The sequence below is a fragment of the Vibrio sp. 1457 genome, assembly GCF_033340195.1.
GTDB lineage: Bacteria > Pseudomonadota > Gammaproteobacteria > Enterobacterales > Vibrionaceae > Vibrio > Vibrio alginolyticus.
Map to the genome: position 1 here is coordinate 28443 of NZ_JAWOWA010000023.1, position 17660 is coordinate 46102.

Here is a 17660-nt window from a genome sequence, read left to right on the forward strand (position 1 = left end):
TCGGAATTAAATGAAAAAACAACCTAAAAACAACTTTCACATGTGAAAGTGGAATAGGTAAGGAGTGTTATGAAACCACAAATGATGATAAAAATGGCAGCAGCCTACATGATGGCATCAGCTGTAATTTGGAGTGCTGGAGTATGGTTACTAGAACTACCCTCGCCTCTTGGTACTCAAACATGGACGACGTGGTTGGGAGGTCCAATTTTAGTTCTAGTATGCGCATCTTTCATTTCGTACTTGCTTGTAACCTATCACTCAACTGGATTGCTCTTCACTAAAATTTGGATGCTGTGCAATGTCTGCTTGTCTGGGTACAGCCTATTCATGACGTTCAATGATCTAATGCTGGCTGGTGGATGTTTAGCGATTCTCTTAGGGTCTCTTTGGTTCTTGAAGGAACTGGAGCGACCAGAAATGAAAGGGGCCTATACCGCTATTTCGGCATTACACAAACAAATGTGGAATGCTCTATCAGGACAACAGTAAGGAATTAATCATGCTTAAAAAAATTCTAACTACCACCCTTCTCTACTTCGTTTTTAATGCACCAATTATGGCTGAAACCTTTTATGGGAAGGTGGTACGAGTCAGCGATGGTGACACTATAAAAGTCCTCACAGATGCCTCATGCACTGGCACCTATCAGTGTACCGATGGTAAAAAAGAACACCGTATTAGACTTGCAGAAATCGACACACCCGAGTCGAAACAACCCTGGGGAAAGAAAGCAAAACAAGCCCTTCTTTCTATAGTGGGTGGGAAAGTCGTTCGTGTAGAACAAACCGACGTTGATCGTTATGGCCGCATTGTTGGTCATATCTACGTCGATGATTTGTGGGTAAACGGACAACTGGTAAAAACGGGTAACGCATGGGTATACAGGCGGTATGCAAAAAGCACTGAACTGTTTTCTTACGAGCAAGAGGCAAAACAGAATGGTGTAGGCTTATGGGCATTGCCGGAGGCAGAAAGAATGCCACCTTGGGAATGGAGACGTAAAAAGTGAAACTATCCATTAACAACCAACTGGGTAGGGATGTAAGCACATTGGCTTTGAATGTATTTGGTATTTTTGTCTATATCGGCCTGATCCGGATATACCTCCACCAGCTGACGCTTCCAGAGCCACTACTTTTTGCTCTTATGTTCTCCCTTGTATTCAATATCTACTATGAGTTTAAAGCGGGGATATCCCGCTTAACCCATGTAAGAATACTGTGTACCATCATTATCTTTTGTGTTGCGGCATTCCTTGCCCAAGAGATTAGAGGTGTCTATCTAACAACTATGACCGAACTTACAAACTACGAGAACGCAGAAGAACTCATAGGGCAAGAGTACTTAAAAGCTGCTCAAAATAGAGTTGTTGGTTACGGTGGGTGTTTTGCAGTTGGTTTGGTAACGGCGAGAATGTTGCTCTACAAAATCTTAGTTAACGTGGCAAGTAGAGTTTTGGTATTGCCTAACTATCGCGGTAACGTTTGTCCAATGTGCCAGCAACCGACACAAATCCACTAAATCCTCAGCCGACTTTCACATGTGAAAGTCGGTACTTCATCATATCACCTGACGATAGAAGCCCTTTCTCCACAAAGCATTTCATCAAAGACATACTCAAAAAAAATCGCTCTCGCTCACTAAGGTTCAAAATGTTGGCGTTATGCATTTCACGATATGCAATTACCGTCATCATACTTGCTTCAAGCGGTTCTGCTTGGCCTATTACTGCTTTAATGTCTGGCAGGCTATCTAGATCCACGCCAGGCACAGCTTCGTGCAGTGTATTTAATTTAAACACTAATATTTACCCAATAAATAAGTTGCTTTCAAAGGTTCACGATAAGTAATAGTTAATATAGTAGATCTTATCAATGAACATAAAATGTTCTGTCAGAACATCGCAAGGATCTCATTATAGATAAAGAAGATCCAACTCGCACTTTCACATGTGAAAGTCTGTGGCATAAGTTGGCAGGAATCTCATATTTTACAAAACGTTACCCTAGCTAAGTCGCCATAAACTCAACAATGAATCACTTTAAAGAGCTCCCATTATCCAATTAGTTCAATTCCATCGAAGAGATATACCGACATCTCTACAGGATTTAGATATTGCCATTTCATTTAAAGAACTATAAAATGATTCTATGAATTATTAATATTGGTCTGGAGCATAAATGAAACCAAACATGCAGGGGCAGCTGGAGCTTTTCCATGTGGAAGAAGCTTATGCACAAGCTGATGGTCCAATGACCAATGCCGAGCTATATGCGAAGGTAGCAAGTATAGCCGGGCTATCAGAGGCTGAAATCAATACTAAAGCCGAAATCGGCAAAGCCAAGGCACAACACAGCCCTATCAAAAGAAAAATTCGTTGGTTTCAGCAAACATTAAAGTCCATGAATATCATCCAAAAAGTGGACGGTGAGCGTGGCGTATAGAAGCTGGCAAACAAAAATAAAAAAGGGCTTCATGAAGCAATGGGCGAAGTAAAGCTTGTCGCATATTCAACAAATCTAGGCATCGCTATTTGGGGAAATAGCAAAAAGGTATTCACAGAGCTTGGAGAACCGATCCACCTTTGTGTGACATCCCCTCCGTATCCTTTAAAAATCGAGCGCGGGTATGGGAATGTTAGTGAACAGGCATGGGTGGACTTTATCACCGAGTCTTTGGAACCAATTGTAGAAAACTTGGTGCCAGGGGGTTCTGTGGTACTCAACGTGAGTAACGACATTTTTGAAAGTAAACGCCCTTCGCGTTCAACTTACCTTGAACGTATGGTCTTAGCTCTAAATGATCGATTAGGGCTTTCATTAATGGACCGTTGGCCCTGGATAAACACATCCAAGCCACCAGCTCCAACCCAATGGGCTTGCGTTAACCGTATGCAGCTTTGTTCCGCGTGGGAACCTGTTTACTGGTTTACGAACGATCCAGACCGAGTTCGCTCTGATAACCGAAGAGTTTTGGTAGAGCACACTGAGCAACATAAGAAATTACTCGAACAAGGGGGCGATAGTCGTATCGCTACTTACGGTGATGGTGCTTACCGATTAAGAGGGAATGCCTTTTCCAATAAAACGCAAGGCAAGATCCCTAAAAACATAATCCAACGAGGTCATCGTTGTGCTGATACATCAGCAGTAAGGAAGATAGCCAAGGAATTGGGTTTACCACCACACCCTGCAATGTTTCCTACAGACATTCCATCATTCGCTATTGAGTTCCTAACCAATGAAGATGAGCTGGTGGTTGATCTCTTTTCTGGTAGCAATAAAACCGGACTGGCAGCGGAGAGAGCGGGGCGACGTTGGGTTGCATGTGACTTAATTTTAGAGTACGTGCGAACACAAGCTGAGTTGTTTAGCTCGTTTGCTGGCTTTTGGATGAATCCTGCTTTGGCCTGTGTCGGTCGAAGTGTTAAATAAACTCGTGATTACTGGAGAGTACATTATGAACAAACCTTCAAACACACCAAGCACACTGGTTGTATCCATGCTTTGTATTTTAGTCCTGGCTCTGGAGTTTGCTGCTGTAACCCATTTTACTGGTTCTACTTCACCTTTAGATTGGGATCGCATCACGCTTATCTCCGTTGCTTATTTAGCCGCAAGCACCATCTTAGGTGCCACATTTTGCTTGGTTAAAAGCAAGTTGCGTTTCAATACTCTGCAACATCAAAAAAATCTGGGATAGCAAGAATGCCAGAGCAATGTGATAAAGCAGGACTAAGCCGTTGGTGCAATAACCAGGATGTTCGACAGGTTCAGCAAAGGGCCTGTCGTACATATGTGTAGTGAGTATGATTTCGACCATGCTGTTGGTTATATCGTTCAAGTACGAGAGAAGCGTGACGCATATGGCTCTGAACAATATCTTGTGCGTCATCCAAATGGAGAGCTACACACACATGAAAACCAATCCTTCTGGCTACTAAACGAAGAGCATCAAGGGCAAGCTTTAGCTTTATTTGCCCAAAAGCCAACAGAAGAGGGGAGCGATACTGTTTACACGGTAGCCGAAGGTTTTCCAGAATCCGGCTATATCATTCCTTTTAAAAAAGGTGCGCCAGAGAGCGAAAATCAGCATCTAACTATGGCAATTACTATCACGGAGAACAAATAGAATGGACCCTAAAAAGAAAGAGCTTGCGGAAATGTTCATTCAGAGTTGTATTGAGCAAGGCTTAACTATGGACGAGTCAGCTGAATTGTCAGCTCATATACTCATATCAGCTGTTAGTGCAAACGGGAAAAGTCATACGAGAATTGAGATTGCCAATCTCGGCTCAGTGGAAGTAGATTGCTAAGGGCTCTAGGAGGCAAGGATGGCTCCTAGAGAATGGCAAATCCATTGCCAGCGATATCAAAGTGTTTGTTCTTCATCACCAGACCAGAAGAAGGATTAACTATAAACCGTTGCTTTTTAATAGCAGGAGTATTTGGAACGCGCTTGATTGAAGCTGTGGCCGAAAAAACAACAAACGCCAAAAGAGCAACTACGGCAACCTGCCATGAAAAGTAAGCTACGCCAGACCAAAAGACGACCATTACTACTGCATTTTTATGAACAAGCCTAAGCAGAGGCATCAACCAGAAAACAACCGCTACGCTGATTACAGCCAAACCCCATTGATTATCGTTAGTTTCAATCATAGCAACGCCAAGAAGAATCACTGCTAAAGCAACTAGGTTAAGTATGTGTCTCATTTTTCGTCTCCTTAATTGACTCTGGAAAGCTATCTCGGCATCACCGTCAAGCCCTCATTCAATTCAACTTACACTTCCATAATATCATGGAATTAAAAAATGCAACCGTGACCCAGAAACACGCTTAGCCCACTTTCACATGTGAAAGTCTTATGTAGCAATGCCTAAGAGCGTGATCTGGCTTTTCCTAAAATTAAGGTATGGTCGAACATTTCCTAAAATTAAGCTATAACGTGAAATGTAAAGCGTTCTATTGTCCTTTTTTAAGGTATAAATCACATCTATTTGGCTTGTTTTCCTCTTTTTAAGGTATGTGGTATGCTTCAAAAAAACATTACGGTATTAAAAAATGAGTAGTAACACAGACAATTTAGAAGGGTATTTCCCTGCTGAGATAGTCAACGAGGCATTTGGCAGCAGGCCATCGACTACTACGTTAATGGATTGCATCTTTTTGCCAGGTAGAATTCCGCGAGACTTAATTACAAGGATCAGTGGTAACAAGGCTGAACTTGAGCAACAGCTACTGGCACAAAAGCCTCTTCTATCCACCAGCTTGTCAAAGCCATACTGGAAGAAGGGGACTAATAAACGTGAATTCGATGCCGTTAGAATCGACGTATACAGTGCTGTCTGCTTGGCCGATGACAGACATCTACTGGAAGGGATCGTTAGTGTAGGGGGGATGTACGTAGACCTATCTGGCTTAACGCTTCGCCAGGCTATTGAGCTCGCGCAGATTAATGTCGAACTGGATAAGTTGTCACACCAATACCACAACCTTCTCGATACAAAAATGTTTAGTGGGGTATACGACTACTTCCTTTGTGACTTCACAACACTGTTTGAGTTCTTGAACCTGAAAAATCAAAAGGCCAACAAGAACACAGTAATGACAAGACTTCAAAGGCTATCACAAATGTTACTGGTCTTGGATTACGAGAAGGATGGTGAAACGCTACCTCACTACCACACGCGAATGAAGCTGGTGGACAGCAACTACATTCCATTGCTGGTTCTGGATGGGATTAAAAATAAAGGATCTATCAGGGCAGATACGATCACTCACTTCATAGTTGGAGTGCATAAGACTTTCACTGCGTCTTTGCGACAAGAGGGAGCTATTAGCCGGAAACGTTTTTTAAAAGTCTACCCGCAGCTAACGGGCAAACATGCTGTTACTGACTTCTGTAAATATATTGATGCTCATAAGCGTGAATATGTACATGGTAAGTATCTGAGTCACCTTATTAAAGATTACTATGCCAACAAGGTTAGAGTGTCTAAACAGCATCTGAGTCGCCATATCAATAACACTATGGCCGAAGTCATTTTGAAAAAGGATGTGTTATTGCGAGATTTCCGATTGCTACTCCAAGAGAAAGTACGTGACGATGGTAAGCAAGATATTATGCTGTTGTACCTGGGCGATGAAGAGAAAGAAGAGGTAACGACATGACAACAACACTCCACAATGAGGATGTTATCGCTCTAAGCGAAGAAGACATTAATGAAAGTTTAGCCAATTCCAACAAAGAACAGATTTTGAAAGGTTTGTTTCGAGGCAGTGTCGGATTTCTGATCGCTCCACCTGATTCTGGTAAGAGCTATTTGTCTTTATCAATAGCTTATGAGATGGCTTTGCCAGAGTACCCATTAATTGGTGTACGGGATGAGGAAAACAAAGTGCTTAGAACTTTGATATGGCCGATCGAAGATTCCTTGCCCGGAACACTTCCGCGTATCAAAGCACATTTGACTGAGTTCTCCACCAGCATCAAAGACCGATTAAAATCGAGCATTGGGATATACAAGCATTCTGATCCAATTTGTAGTTCAGGCTCATCTAAACATACTAAAGAGTGGGAAGAAGCATCCAGTGCACTGGAAAAACTTATTGCCACGGCCAAAGGGTACGACTTGGTAGTTATAGATACATTGCGTGATGCAATTGGCTCAGCTGACGTAGTAGATGATGACTATTACATCAGAATTGCTTTGGAGAGGCTTGCCAATGAAGCGAATGTCGCGGTTCTTGTTGTTCACCATCCGACAAAAGATGTGAGCAGAGGAAAGGAGATAATCAACAGCGTCTCTGGCTCTGGTTTATCTTCCACTCTCTCAAAGTCAAAACTTCATCTGTATTTAGATCAGTTGATAGACAAGAAAGATGGAACGGTACAAGAGACTCGTTTGCGTCATATCAAAGCTAACTATGTGCCTTTTGACCAGCAGTGGAGAAAACCGATAAGGCTGCACTGGAGTAACAATTCACTATTGCACGTTGATCAAGAAGTCGTTATCCAACTTAGAAATGATCAATTAGACGGTGATAGTGATAATGAGAAAAAGCCAGGAGCAGATAAACCAGTTAAAAGACGGTTATCGCGTCTTTCAGAAGAGCCAGGATTGATACACAGAGATGACTCCCTTCTATCTGAGGAATCGAAGCGCTTGGCCCAACAAACCAGTCATGGCCCATTTGGTGGTGGCATGGCATCAGAGCTCTCCGAACTTCGTACTGGTAAGTCCTCCAAGTAATCCAATTCCTTAAATTAAGCTATTGCTTAACGCCTTTTTCCTAAAATTAAGCTATATATACGGATTAAGGCGTTTCCTCATTTTAAGCTTAGATATAGGTGTGTTTCCTAATATTAAGCTATGTGATAGAGATGAACTTCCTAATATTAAGCTTCAATTTCCTAATATTAAGCTTTAGCTTACAGAAACAAAGCTTAAAGTTAGGAAATTTCCTGATATTAAGCTACCTAACACGCTGCATGATCTTATGATCCTATGGATCTATATATGATCAGTAGCGTTCACCGCTGATGCGGCTTCGCTGATCACTCAACTTCGTTTCACTGCTATGAGCAGTAAAACAAAGTCGAGCGATTCAATTAAAACCCGCTTCCATATTAGCCATTGTTTCATGTCTGTATGCGCCCGTATAGGGCAGTTAAGCATGAAGTTAATCTCTTTGATTAAGTTGATAATAGAGTCCGTGTAGAAGGTAATTAATGGACTTTAGAAACCAGTGGATCATTTTCATACTAACTTAATTGCAAGAGCTTGTTTGTTAGCACTTATAGTTCCTAGTGCTGTTTCTGCTCAGTGGCGTATCAATGCCAGTGGTAGTTCAGAAATTGATGCAATGAGATTTGATCTCCCAGAGCAAGCGCATGAATTTTTAAGGGACTATAGAATTAACGAGCTCGCAAGCACACACAGCTATGTGAGTGAAAAGCTATACCCGAGTGAAACGTATAGTGATGGAAGACTAATCTCATGGCTGTGTATGCATCGTAGTGATGCTCCAGGTAGTTATGACCCTGACACTTGTTACTTTGGAGCTCTCTCTGGAACTACACTGACAAAATTCATAATTCCTGGGGAGATGACTGATTCTCCACTTCTCAATAGAGATCTTGGTAAACCAGAGACAGAATTGTGCGTTGGAAACCCTATCAACCTAGCTACTGGTAATAAATATCAGCAAGAAACCGATTATGTAAGCGCTGGTATGGAGCCTCTTGTATTCACAAGACATTACAACAGCCAGTTAGCGTTGAGTGGTAAACAAAGCGATGTTGGTATTGGATGGAGCCACAACTATTCAAACAAAGTGATTTTTGACAAAGAAAGTCACGGAGAGAATATGGTTGTCTTGCATCGGCCAGATGGGAAAGAGTTAGCATTCTACCGGACAAATGCGGTTTGGATGACAACATGGAAAAGTGATGATCGGTTATACAAAGATTCTGGTTGGAGATATCAGAGAGCTGATGGTGTTGTCGAACTATATGATAGTAATGGTCAGTTGATACGTATTGTTCATCCATCGGGAAATGAGCTGGATCTGAATTATACCAACGGTAAGTTAGACTCTGTTTCTGACAGTTTTGGCCGGACTTTAAGGTTTAGTTATGATCAAGGGAAGATCATAAAGATGATCGACCCTGCTGGACAAATCTTCTCTTACGATTATTCGAATGAATTGTTAGTTGCAGTGCATAAACCGGATGCCAATCAGCGACGTTACCACTATGAAGACAGTTTAAACCCAAGCCTTTTGACTGGCCTTACGGATGAAAAGGGAAGCAGATTTGCTACGTGGTCTTATGATCCTTCGGGTCGCGCTGTTCTTAGCGAACATAGCAGTGGTGTTGATAGGACAAGTGTTACATACAACCCTGATGGCTCGGTTACGGTAACGAATGCTCTAGGTCACGAACAACATTATCTGTTTAGTCGTTATAACGGAAAACTAAAGCCTGACAGTATACAGGGTGCTGCATGTACTGGTTTTGCTGGTGGTACGAAGTCGTTTGGCTACGATGCCAACGGTGAGTTGAAGTCTATTATCAATGAAGAAGGCCAATCATTCTCTTACCAATATGACCAAAGAGGACTTGAAATTTCGAGGACAAGCTCGACTGGTGATACGATCACAACACAATGGCATTCAGAGTTCCCAAAACCAACCAAAATTACATCGTCATACTTGGTCCAAGAATTTACCTATGACGACCACCAGCGGCTGTTAACGCTTAAATTGATTGACCGAACCAACTCAGATGTCAGGCAGTGGACATTTGAATATTATCCAGACTCTCTCGGTGTTCCTGGACAACTGAAATCAGTGGATGGTCCTCGGGTGGATGTTGATGATGTAACGCGCTTTGAATACGACGCTCAAGCCAACCTAAGCCGAGTTATCAACTCTCTTGGGCACGTAGTGTCATTTGACAATTACGATGCTCATGGAAGGGCTCAGAGCGTCACAGATGCCAATGGAGTAAGCTACTCGCTTAACTACAACACGTTAGGTCAATTGATTTCTTCTACTGGTCCAGACGGAACTACATTGTACTCTTACGATGAATCAGGACTCTTGGTATCTATCACCTTACCAACCAACAGCACTTTCACTTATGAGTACGATGCAGCTCAGCAGCTTATGGCCGTGATTGATGCAAATGGAAATAGACAAAGCATTAATCGAGATTTACTAGGAAATATTGAGCAAGTTGAGCTGAAAGATAACAGTGGTATTGCTCACTGGAAGCAACTGCATAGTTACACTTTGAATGGTTGGCTTTCGTCAACAACAAATGGAACGGGCAATGTTTATACCTATTCCTATGACAAGACAGCCAACCTGACTGGCAAAGTTGATCCTTCTGGAAATGCTTATGCCTACCGCTATGATGGTTTTAGCAACCTGCTCCAATCAATTGACCCTGTTAACCGCGCCACTGCAATGCAGTATAACGATAATGCCTTAGTAACGAGAGTCACTGATCCAAGAGGGCGGAGAACTTACTATTCATACAACGGATATGGCGATGTTCTCTCAGTACAAAGCCCAGACACAGGCACGGCTCATTACACTTATGACAAGGCTGGAAACCTGATCGGTAAAACAGATGCCAAAGGTCAGGTTTTCACTTATCACTACGACGCGCTTAATCGCCTTTCTTCAATCACTGTGGATGGTCAACCTAATGCTAGTGTGACATTCCGCTACGATGAGCCAGAAGCGCTGTATGGGGTAGGGCAGCTTACTTCCATTACAGACGCTTCTGGCGTATCAAAATACAGTTACACAGCCAGTGGTGAGATAGCCAGCCAAGAACTAATTGTGGATGGCCGCACCTTGTTAACCAATTACACCTATGATGGTGCAGGGCAGTTGGTGAGTATCGAGTACCCGAGTGGCCGCAAAGCGGTATATCAGCGAAATGTAGCTGGTGAGGTCATTGGCGTTACATTGAAGAATGGTGTTAACAGCAGAACATTAGTCTCTGACTTGGTACGGAAACCTTTTGGGCCTGTAACTGATCTGACTCATGGAAATGGGCTTTGGGAAGAGCGCCATTACGACATGAACTATCAATTGGAGTCTGTACAGGTTGCTGGTGCAATGCACCGCAGTTATCTCTATACGGCCAATAGCAATGTCGATTCAATTACAGACTTAATGGATAGTAGCTATAGCCAAACTTTCAATTACGACAAGCTGAGCCGCTTGATTGAGGCTACTGGTGGTTACGGGACCCGAGAGTACACCTACAACTACAACGGCAACCGGACGGCTATCTACCGCGACGGCGTGAAAGATTCGTACAGCATTGTGTTCAATAGCAATCGCCTAACCAAAACAAGTATTGGCTCGATCACCTACAGCTATGATGCAAACGGAAACACGATTGGCCGAGGAACGGATGTCTTTGTCTATGATGCTTTCAATAGATTGACTGAGGCTACGGTCAATGGCGAAACATCAATCTATCACTATAACAGTGCTCATCAACGAGTGAGGAAGTCAGCTGGTGGCGTGGATGTGCTTTATGTTTACGGCCTCGATGGCGAGTTATTGGCTGAGGTGGATGCCGGAACCGGGCAAACCCAGCGCGAATATGAATATCAAGGAGATAAAATGGCTAGTCAGTATCAATACAATCCATTTTTAATAGGGAAAGACACATTTACCACCAGCAAAGTAGAGCTTTGTGAAGATGAGGTAAGACAATCGAAGCCACAGTATCAGTTAATTTGTTTCGGTAGTTCTTCCCGGTATCCTCTATGGATAGAACTAGGGACTAACCAACTAGTTGGTGGTAATTATCATTGTTTCTATAATGATGATGAACTAAAAGCGTTGTACACGTTATTTCAGCAAGATGCGCAACGACAAGGTTATTCTGACCAGAAGCAAAACTATTGGGCTAAAACACCTAATCCTTTTCCTATCGAGTTTCTTGAGGGGATGCCACAAAGTCTATGGGCTTACTTTTACGAAAGTGGCCGTAGACAAGCCGCTTGTGAAAAAAGCGTTCAGGAATTACTACCCATGTTCGAAAAGTGATAAGTGCTTGACTGAATGTAATATTTAGCTTGAAAATCAGTCGAGTAAATAATGCCACTTTGAACAATGTAACAGGAACAAGAATGATGAAGAAAATTGGACTACTGCTAGCGACGTTAACTGCATTTTCAGCTCAAGCGGATGTTTTCCCTAAAACAGAAGTTGATGCGTATCTAATGGCGATGCACTCTATGGCCCCAGTTAACGCGAAATACACCATTCAATACAAGGCCGCAGTGGAAAGTAGCTGTAAGACAAAGCTTAGTATTGAACAATTAAGCTCACGCGACTTTGCCAATGTTGTACAAGCTCTTGTTAGTAGTGAAACCGTTGACCGCTTAGGGCTTGATGCTAGTGGTGGTTCCCTCACTGACACGCTTCAACTGGTAGGGGCTAATATTGTCAGTTGAACTAATTGTGCTATATTGCTGGGGGATGTGTTTGAGACTTTGGACAATTAGTTAAAGTTTGTGCAAAATTACATCACTGACCTGGCTGATGGCGTTTCTGCTTCGAACCTCAGCTTATTACTTATCGTGCCCCAGCAATAAAACCTCTTTGATTTCCCCCTTTAAATCGACATAATGAGCATATGTAGTCAACATAATGGTGATATGTATGTCTGGAGTCGTTTTTCATCAAGTAAAAGAAGGTGAGTTCCGCCGTCTCGCGGAGACTCGAACAATGACCAAACTAATTGCGCAGGAATCTAAACTGCATCCTAACAAGTTTCATTTGGTTGGGATTGATAGTGGTAAAGGAATCGCGTATGCAATTAGACATGGAAGAACCAGTGACTTGAGAGTGTGGAGGCTTGATATCCTGGTAAATCAGGTTAGAGACATGGGGTTTGAGAATATAGAAGTACAACTCATAAACAAAACCCACGCATGAAGCATGGGCTAATAGTCTTAACATGCCGAAAGGCACTTATTTTTCAAGAATATAATCACGAAAATCGTGGTTCTCAATTTCCAACTTCCCACGCTCTGGGCTGTAAATTAGCTCAAGCGACTTCAATCGTGTGACTGCATTTTTCACCGACCATTTTGTAACGTCTGTTTCTGGGTCGCCAGTGAAAGCTTTTACTTTGTCTAGTCCTGCTTTGGTATAAAGACCTTTTGACTCATTGGCAGCAACAAGCTTTAGGATCGCCACTTCGATAGGTTTCAGTTGTTCGTATGTTTTTGAAAAGTGGTCCTCTGACTCGATACGATCAACGTCATAACGATGGACACCAATATCTAGGTCATGAACCATGTTCAGGGCCATATTCTTTAACATTTCAACAAACCGAGCGGGAGCGCGATTTTGTTTGATTAAGATTTCTAGGGCTTTGTGTTTGTCGAGTTCGACACCACCAGTGACATTTTTGAATGCGGCCAACTCGAATTCAACGAAATCCATATCCAGCTCTTCAAATATCTGGGTTTGGCTGGAGTTGTAGAATGGAGCCTTGTTGTCTTTGAATAAGCGACTTAACCCCTCTCTACTTGAACCTGTGAAGATGCATTTGACGTTGTTATCCTCTCTGTTCACTACAAAACTGCGTAGAGCTGCCGTAAACGAGTCAAATTCTTTGCGAGTAGCCAAATGTTGAACTTCGTCAAGCAACAGTAAAACAGGCATATCCAGCTCGTTTAAGCGTTGAAATACAGCGAACAAGTCAGCTCTCAGTTCTCCCTGAGAACGCTCTACTTCAACTTTGCCACCAGCTGCACTAAAACCTAACTTTTTGAAGTTGAGAGCTTTGCCAAGCTTATGTAGAAATCCTTCATTCCTTTCACAAGCATCAATGACGGATTTAATGAAGATGCCTTCTGGGTCGTCTTTTTGCATCCAAAAATCTACATAGATAGGTAAGACACCAAGTTCACGAGCCATAGGAATGATATCTTTTTGAATGAATTGAGTTTTTCCTCGCTTACGTGGAGCGAAGATTGAAACACGTTGAAGAAGACCTTTGTCCATCCCGTTAAGGATAAACGTAGCAAGCTGTGTACGAGGATAGTGCCAGATATCCATTGTCGTGCTCCTTTGGTAAATTGTGTTATCAATGATACCACAAAATAGAATTGTGGTAGATAATTTAACACAACTTACCACAAATAGGATTGCCATCCTAAAGCAGATCACTCTTTTACTAAGTAGCTCTTTGTCATGTCCCTCAATTTGCACAAAAAAGGGCAAGTTCTCATCTCTTAAAAAAATGTCATGTCGGTACACTAAGAGCATGATGCTCTGGAGATTGATCTTATGGATATGATAAACGGCTGGCTATATGAAGTTCAGAGAGCCCTTGATAGTTCTTTAGGTGATATACCCTTTGATTGGCGCTGGATTGCTGCTGTGATTGGGTTCTTTTTAATATGGAGGCTGTTCTCTTTTGGCTTTGCCATCGTTAAGTTTGTCATCGTTGCGGCAATAGCTGCTGCCATTTATGCTGCTGTTGTTGGCGATTCGGCAGGACTTGCTGGTGGTGGTAGTTTCTTTGGATTTTAGTACAGTTTGGTAGCTAAATATGAGCATTCTGATATCGGATGGAAGTGAAACGCTCGATGCAGCAACCGCAATTTCTGAGTTGCCAGATTCGTACACGGGTCATTGTTCTGTCGTAACAATCAATGAAGAAATAGTTGCCACTATACCTAACCCTCAAATTGCATTTTCTATTGCGTGTTACGCGATTGGAACAGAAGGGGGTTATGGAAGTGTTTATGTTCGTCCGGCCAAAGACGGTGAAATTCTCACCCATACAGATTTTGACAGTTGGGCGTACTAGCTGGATTTCTACTTAGACTTTCACATGTGAAAGTGGAGGGGAGGGGTTGCGTTTTCAAAAAGCATGATAAAGTAAGTATGAATATTAACTAAATGAGGTCCTTACGGCGATGCCGGAAGGGATCTTAAATACCGGAGATAAGACTATGATGATTCTAACCACTCTTTCTGAAAAACTAGATGACCAAACGAGCCGAGTATTCTGGCGTGTGGGCACTAAACGCAGTGGAATTCTTGATGTAAAAATCGACTTTTCCCATGAAGATTCTGATTTGATTTCAGAATTATCAGCCATTCAATACCTACTCTTTGAAGAAAAAGTAATGGGTCGAGAGCCGGGTTCTGGTTCTGGCTACAAACTCGTTGTGTCAAAGGGAGCAATCAAAAAGCTTGCCCGTGGTAAATCTACGAAAAAACATGCACAAAAGTTTGCAGCATTTCTTCAAAACCGAATGGCTGGAGTGCAAATAGAGGTATCACAAAGTCGTGAGTTCATGGCCGACCCAAAATCATGTGTAACAGTGCTCTTAGATGCAAATCGCCAGGAATATGCAAATACGCATGATGCCGTTGAAACACCAGCAATGGGGACCGTTTATGTTACCGCTCACGCTGTTGAACAGTATAAAGAGCGATTGAGCACTGGAGATCCCAAAAAGCCCTGGGCGAGTTTAGTCAATCGACTTAAACATCCTGAGTTGAGAATTCGAAATTTGCCTGCAAATGTTTTGGCCCATAAAGCGAAAAAATACGGTACTGCCGACAATGTAGAAGCTTGGGGGCATCCAACTTCCAAATTCACATACCTTATTGTTAACGATAATGGGCGTCGCACCTTAGTAACTGTTTTTGAGCGCGAACAATAACCTTGGAAGGAATAAAATTGGATAGTGCAACTAACTACATAAAGGATGGTCACGCACGGATTATGGGTAACAGAAAAATCGCTGTATTAATTGATTCAGAAAACACTCCACACTCAAAGCTAAACCTGATTATTGAAGAGCTTTCTAGTTTTGGGCAGATCATCGTTAAACGTGCATATGGCGATTTTTCTGCTGAACAACTAAAAAACTGGAAGCAGCCTTTGAATGAGTTAGCGATTCAAGCTAAGCAGCAATTTGCCTATATCTGGAAAAAACTCGACAGACTCTTTAATGATTATTGATGCAATGGATCTCTTGTACAGCCAAAGGTTTGATGCTTTTGCTTTGATATCCAGTGATAGTGACTTTACAAGTCTTGCTACGAGATTAAGAGAGTCGGAGATACACGTCATCGGTGTAGGAAAAGCGATGACTCCGACTTCGTTTAAAAACGCTTGTGATGACTTTGTAGCGATAGAGAACTTAAACGCTGATGTTGATCTTGGGGAGGCACAACCAAGCTCTAATCAAGACTCAGAACGCGAATTATGGCGATTAATGCATCAAGCTTGGCAGAACTATCGAGATGAATCGGGCTGGGCAAAACTAGGTGAAATAGGCAAGTACTTAAAGAGACTGAAGCCAGATTTTGACCCTCGAAACTACGGGTTGAAGAAGTTATCTGACTTTTTTGATAAATATCCAACGCGCTATAGAACCCGTAACACTAAACGCACTGGTATGGAGTTTCAGCTGATAACAAAGGCAAGCAAACAAAAATGATGTGCTGCCTTCGCTGACGACATACTGCAATCGGGTAACTCAAAAATGCCCCATTCTAAGCTAGAGCTGTTCTGTACCTCATTTCTAAGCGAGGTTATTTGACCTATTTTTTCTTATGTCACAAAGTGCCTATGGATTTGGTGGCAATTCAATGTACTCGCCATCTGTAGGAGTGAATTTTATAGGTAGGGTTGGCATGTTTGAAGTGACTAAGAGTAACCCTTTAGTTATTAGTTTCATCTTGTGCTGATATTGCACTGCGATCTAACCATTTAAGGTATTGAATAAACTTTGTATATAAAGAATAAAAATGGCGTTACCCAACACAACGAGTTCAAAATTAGAAAGGGGCCTGATGGTGTCCACTTATTTAGCCGCCAAAATGGGCTTAACATACTTCTAGATGATGAAATCCCACCTGAGTCCGATTGGACTCTTAGTCCTAGGCAGGTTTCTATCGCACTTACTAATAACTGTGACTTGAGGTGTGCGCATTGTTATGCGCCAAAGCATCGTTCAACTCTGGATAAAAGTAGAGTAAAAGATTGGTTGCTTGAAATGGATAGTATGGGTGTGTTTGGTATCGGCTTTGGTGGAGGTGAGCCAACATTGCATGAAGACTTGGTTGAACTTTGCCAGTTTGGACAAGAAGAAACCAAGCTAGCAATTAGCTTTACGACGCATGGTCATAGTTTAACTCCTGAACTAATATCTCAGCTAAAAAGTCATGTGAACTTTATTAGAGTAAGTATGGATGGAACTTATAGTAATTATGAGTCTATAAGGAAGAGACCATTTAAGCAGCTGTTAAGCAATTTAGAATTATTTAAAGGGCGTCTCCCATTTGGGATAAATTACGTAGTTAACAGCAAAACTATTGACGACCTACCAAATGCCTTGGAACTGTGCAAGGAGCTAGGTGCTGATGAGTTTCTGATTTTACCAGAGGTACCTGTGGGGTTTGGTAAAAAAATCGATGATGTAACACTAAGTAAATTAAAAGAAATTGTCGACAGTCGAAGAAAAACCACAAAAAGTATGAGGGTATCTATAAGCTCTGATTACAAAAATCAATTTGTCACTGCTATCGGTCTTCAGAAAGAGAGCGACCTGCAAGGCTTTGCGCATATAGATGCGTCAGGTGTTTTAAAACTGAGTTCGTTCGACAAGAATGGAGTTCCTATAGGTGGTGGTTCTCTAACTAATGCTTATCGTCAGTTAACAAATACTATAAGGGTTGAATTAGAATGAAAATTTGGCAGGGCTACGGTGCGGAGCACTCTTTAAATCTAGTAATCGTTGGTGAGTTCAAGGATGTAGAAAAGGCTGAAAATTTTGAGCAATTAGTATCAACGATTAGTTCTTTTCTATGCAGTGATGAATCGAATTTTGACGTGGATGCAGATAGATATGGTGATGAAGTGCTTGAGTTCCTTCGCAAGCAAAATCTGTTTTGTTTTTCTCCCCAACAATTAGCGCAATTTATGTATGACCAACGCCTCGAAAGAAAAGGTTCAAAGATAACCATATCTTCAGATGACGACCTGAATGTATTCATATCTTTACTGATTCATGAAGGAGCGAAGGTCGAATGCTTTTCAGCACACGATTATCCTGATTTAGTTAAAAAAGAGGATTAAC

General features: G+C 42.0%; 21 protein-coding genes and 1 pseudogene. 19 read left to right on the top strand and 3 right to left on the bottom strand.

Features of this window, described 5'->3' with window-relative positions; genetic code table 11:
- Positions 1 to 69: 69 nt before the first annotated feature.
- The 3 genes from R7Z41_RS19285 to R7Z41_RS19295 all read left to right on the top strand — a co-directional run bounded on the left by R7Z41_RS19285 (position 70) and on the right by R7Z41_RS19295 (position 1524).
- A complete protein-coding gene (locus R7Z41_RS19285; protein ID WP_017086025.1) occupies positions 70 to 492 on the top strand; it encodes a hypothetical protein in 423 nt (140 codons plus the stop codon).
- A 67-nt stretch (positions 493 to 559) separates the two neighbouring features.
- Positions 560 to 1012 (top strand): thermonuclease family protein, encoded by a 453-nt coding sequence (locus R7Z41_RS19290; protein WP_228209261.1) that lies wholly within the window; start codon positions 560 to 562, stop codon positions 1010 to 1012.
- Positions 1009 to 1524 (top strand): hypothetical protein, encoded by a 516-nt coding sequence (locus R7Z41_RS19295; RefSeq protein ID WP_181726420.1) that lies wholly within the window; start codon positions 1009 to 1011, stop codon positions 1522 to 1524. Before R7Z41_RS19290 ends, R7Z41_RS19295 begins: the two co-directional genes overlap by 4 nt.
- Before the next feature lie 4 nt (positions 1525 to 1528).
- On the opposite strand, the gene R7Z41_RS19300 is transcribed toward R7Z41_RS19295, so the two are convergent.
- Positions 1529 to 1804 carry a hypothetical protein gene (locus R7Z41_RS19300; RefSeq protein ID WP_032073047.1) on the bottom strand — a complete coding sequence of 92 codons (276 nt, stop codon included), beginning with the start codon at positions 1802 to 1804 and terminating at the stop codon, positions 1529 to 1531.
- 379 nt (positions 1805 to 2183) lie between these two features.
- Between R7Z41_RS19300 and R7Z41_RS19305 the strand changes: the two genes are divergently transcribed.
- Genes R7Z41_RS19305 through R7Z41_RS19320 form a run of 4 tightly spaced genes read left to right on the top strand, consistent with a single transcriptional unit; the run spans position 2184 to position 4134 of the window.
- The gene (locus R7Z41_RS19305; RefSeq protein ID WP_226977602.1) at positions 2184 to 2447 is read left to right on the top strand and encodes a hypothetical protein; all 264 of its coding nucleotides are present in this window, start codon (positions 2184 to 2186) and stop codon (positions 2445 to 2447) included.
- A gap of 39 nt (positions 2448 to 2486) precedes the next feature.
- Positions 2487 to 3437 carry a DNA-methyltransferase gene (locus tag R7Z41_RS19310; RefSeq protein WP_046224247.1) on the top strand — a complete coding sequence of 317 codons (951 nt, stop codon included), beginning with the start codon at positions 2487 to 2489 and terminating at the stop codon, positions 3435 to 3437.
- A 25-nt stretch (positions 3438 to 3462) separates the two neighbouring features.
- Positions 3463 to 3705 (top strand): hypothetical protein, encoded by a 243-nt coding sequence (locus tag R7Z41_RS19315; protein ID WP_014386860.1) that lies wholly within the window; start codon positions 3463 to 3465, stop codon positions 3703 to 3705.
- A 57-nt stretch (positions 3706 to 3762) separates the two neighbouring features.
- Positions 3763 to 4134, top strand: coding sequence for a hypothetical protein (locus R7Z41_RS19320; RefSeq protein WP_180827199.1), 372 nt, complete (start codon positions 3763 to 3765; stop codon positions 4132 to 4134).
- A gap of 209 nt (positions 4135 to 4343) precedes the next feature.
- Here R7Z41_RS19320 and R7Z41_RS19325 read toward each other — a convergent pair whose 3' ends face one another.
- Positions 4344 to 4718 carry a hypothetical protein gene (locus R7Z41_RS19325; RefSeq protein ID WP_052715035.1) on the bottom strand — a complete coding sequence of 125 codons (375 nt, stop codon included), beginning with the start codon at positions 4716 to 4718 and terminating at the stop codon, positions 4344 to 4346.
- Positions 4719 to 5067: 349 nt separating this feature from the next.
- On the opposite strand from R7Z41_RS19325, the gene R7Z41_RS19330 reads away from it, so the two are divergent.
- From R7Z41_RS19330 to R7Z41_RS19350, 5 genes are all read left to right on the top strand, one after another.
- Positions 5068 to 6177: a hypothetical protein gene (locus tag R7Z41_RS19330; RefSeq protein ID WP_046224245.1), complete on the top strand. Its 1110-nt coding sequence runs from the start codon at positions 5068 to 5070 to the stop codon at positions 6175 to 6177.
- Positions 6174 to 7259 carry an AAA family ATPase gene (locus R7Z41_RS19335; protein WP_046224244.1) on the top strand — a complete coding sequence of 362 codons (1086 nt, stop codon included), beginning with the start codon at positions 6174 to 6176 and terminating at the stop codon, positions 7257 to 7259. The genes R7Z41_RS19330 and R7Z41_RS19335 overlap by 4 nt, the downstream gene beginning before the upstream one ends.
- 856 nt (positions 7260 to 8115) lie before the next feature.
- On the top strand, positions 8116 to 11589 hold the full coding sequence (locus R7Z41_RS19340; protein WP_318136401.1) for a DUF6531 domain-containing protein: 3474 nt from the start codon (positions 8116 to 8118) through the stop codon (positions 11587 to 11589).
- Between the two features lie 83 nt (positions 11590 to 11672).
- Positions 11673 to 11999, top strand: coding sequence for a hypothetical protein (locus R7Z41_RS19345; protein ID WP_226977600.1), 327 nt, complete (start codon positions 11673 to 11675; stop codon positions 11997 to 11999).
- A gap of 208 nt (positions 12000 to 12207) precedes the next feature.
- Positions 12208 to 12483 (top strand): hypothetical protein, encoded by a 276-nt coding sequence (locus R7Z41_RS19350; protein ID WP_014386655.1) that lies wholly within the window; start codon positions 12208 to 12210, stop codon positions 12481 to 12483.
- A gap of 36 nt (positions 12484 to 12519) precedes the next feature.
- Here R7Z41_RS19350 and R7Z41_RS19355 read toward each other — a convergent pair whose 3' ends face one another.
- Complete coding sequence (locus tag R7Z41_RS19355) at positions 12520 to 13614, bottom strand: hypothetical protein (RefSeq protein WP_046224237.1); 1095 nt, start codon at positions 13612 to 13614, stop codon at positions 12520 to 12522.
- A gap of 231 nt (positions 13615 to 13845) precedes the next feature.
- Here R7Z41_RS19355 and R7Z41_RS19360 point away from each other — a divergent pair, with 231 nt between their 5' ends.
- The 7 genes and pseudogenes from R7Z41_RS19360 to R7Z41_RS19390 all read left to right on the top strand — a co-directional run bounded on the left by R7Z41_RS19360 (position 13846) and on the right by R7Z41_RS19390 (position 17659).
- The gene (locus R7Z41_RS19360; protein WP_046224236.1) at positions 13846 to 14091 is read left to right on the top strand and encodes a hypothetical protein; all 246 of its coding nucleotides are present in this window, start codon (positions 13846 to 13848) and stop codon (positions 14089 to 14091) included.
- A 19-nt stretch (positions 14092 to 14110) separates the two neighbouring features.
- A complete protein-coding gene (locus R7Z41_RS19365) occupies positions 14111 to 14371 on the top strand; it encodes a hypothetical protein (RefSeq protein WP_046224235.1) in 261 nt (86 codons plus the stop codon).
- 145 nt (positions 14372 to 14516) lie between these two features.
- Entirely contained in the window at positions 14517 to 15236 is a 720-nt protein-coding gene (locus R7Z41_RS19370) for a hypothetical protein (RefSeq protein WP_032073007.1), read from the top strand.
- 62 nt (positions 15237 to 15298) lie between these two features.
- Positions 15299 to 15656, top strand: a pseudogene (locus tag R7Z41_RS19375) (NYN domain-containing protein); the annotation flags it as partial.
- 138 nt (positions 15657 to 15794) lie between these two features.
- On the top strand, positions 15795 to 16019 hold the full coding sequence (locus R7Z41_RS19380) for an OST-HTH/LOTUS domain-containing protein (protein WP_242531767.1): 225 nt from the start codon (positions 15795 to 15797) through the stop codon (positions 16017 to 16019).
- A gap of 291 nt (positions 16020 to 16310) precedes the next feature.
- A complete protein-coding gene (locus tag R7Z41_RS19385; protein ID WP_101905913.1) occupies positions 16311 to 17270 on the top strand; it encodes a radical SAM protein in 960 nt (319 codons plus the stop codon).
- A complete protein-coding gene (locus tag R7Z41_RS19390; protein WP_101905914.1) occupies positions 17267 to 17659 on the top strand; it encodes a DUF6375 family protein in 393 nt (130 codons plus the stop codon). Before R7Z41_RS19385 ends, R7Z41_RS19390 begins: the two co-directional genes overlap by 4 nt.
- Position 17660: the final 1 nt, after the last annotated feature.

Coding starts and splice junctions, on each gene's coding strand:
- R7Z41_RS19285 (WP_017086025.1), top strand. CDS start 70: ATGAAACCACAAATGATGATAAAAATGGCAGCAGCCTACATGATGGCA.
- R7Z41_RS19290 (WP_228209261.1), top strand. CDS start 560: ATGGCTGAAACCTTTTATGGGAAGGTGGTACGAGTCAGCGATGGTGAC.
- R7Z41_RS19315 (WP_014386860.1), top strand. CDS start 3,463: ATGAACAAACCTTCAAACACACCAAGCACACTGGTTGTATCCATGCTT.
- R7Z41_RS19335 (WP_046224244.1), top strand. CDS start 6,174: ATGACAACAACACTCCACAATGAGGATGTTATCGCTCTAAGCGAAGAA.
- R7Z41_RS19350 (WP_014386655.1), top strand. CDS start 12,208: ATGTCTGGAGTCGTTTTTCATCAAGTAAAAGAAGGTGAGTTCCGCCGT.
- R7Z41_RS19370 (WP_032073007.1), top strand. CDS start 14,517: ATGATGATTCTAACCACTCTTTCTGAAAAACTAGATGACCAAACGAGC.
- R7Z41_RS19310 (WP_046224247.1), top strand. CDS start 2,487: ATGGGCGAAGTAAAGCTTGTCGCATATTCAACAAATCTAGGCATCGCT.
- R7Z41_RS19380 (WP_242531767.1), top strand. CDS start 15,795: ATGCATCAAGCTTGGCAGAACTATCGAGATGAATCGGGCTGGGCAAAA.
- R7Z41_RS19390 (WP_101905914.1), top strand. CDS start 17,267: ATGAAAATTTGGCAGGGCTACGGTGCGGAGCACTCTTTAAATCTAGTA.
- R7Z41_RS19325 (WP_052715035.1), bottom strand. CDS start 4,718: ATGAGACACATACTTAACCTAGTTGCTTTAGCAGTGATTCTTCTTGGC.
- R7Z41_RS19340 (WP_318136401.1), top strand. CDS start 8,116: ATGACTGATTCTCCACTTCTCAATAGAGATCTTGGTAAACCAGAGACA.
- R7Z41_RS19365 (WP_046224235.1), top strand. CDS start 14,111: ATGAGCATTCTGATATCGGATGGAAGTGAAACGCTCGATGCAGCAACC.
- R7Z41_RS19360 (WP_046224236.1), top strand. CDS start 13,846: ATGGATATGATAAACGGCTGGCTATATGAAGTTCAGAGAGCCCTTGAT.
- R7Z41_RS19345 (WP_226977600.1), top strand. CDS start 11,673: ATGATGAAGAAAATTGGACTACTGCTAGCGACGTTAACTGCATTTTCA.
- R7Z41_RS19320 (WP_180827199.1), top strand. CDS start 3,763: ATGTTCGACAGGTTCAGCAAAGGGCCTGTCGTACATATGTGTAGTGAG.
- R7Z41_RS19305 (WP_226977602.1), top strand. CDS start 2,184: ATGAAACCAAACATGCAGGGGCAGCTGGAGCTTTTCCATGTGGAAGAA.
- R7Z41_RS19355 (WP_046224237.1), bottom strand. CDS start 13,614: ATGGATATCTGGCACTATCCTCGTACACAGCTTGCTACGTTTATCCTT.
- R7Z41_RS19330 (WP_046224245.1), top strand. CDS start 5,068: ATGAGTAGTAACACAGACAATTTAGAAGGGTATTTCCCTGCTGAGATA.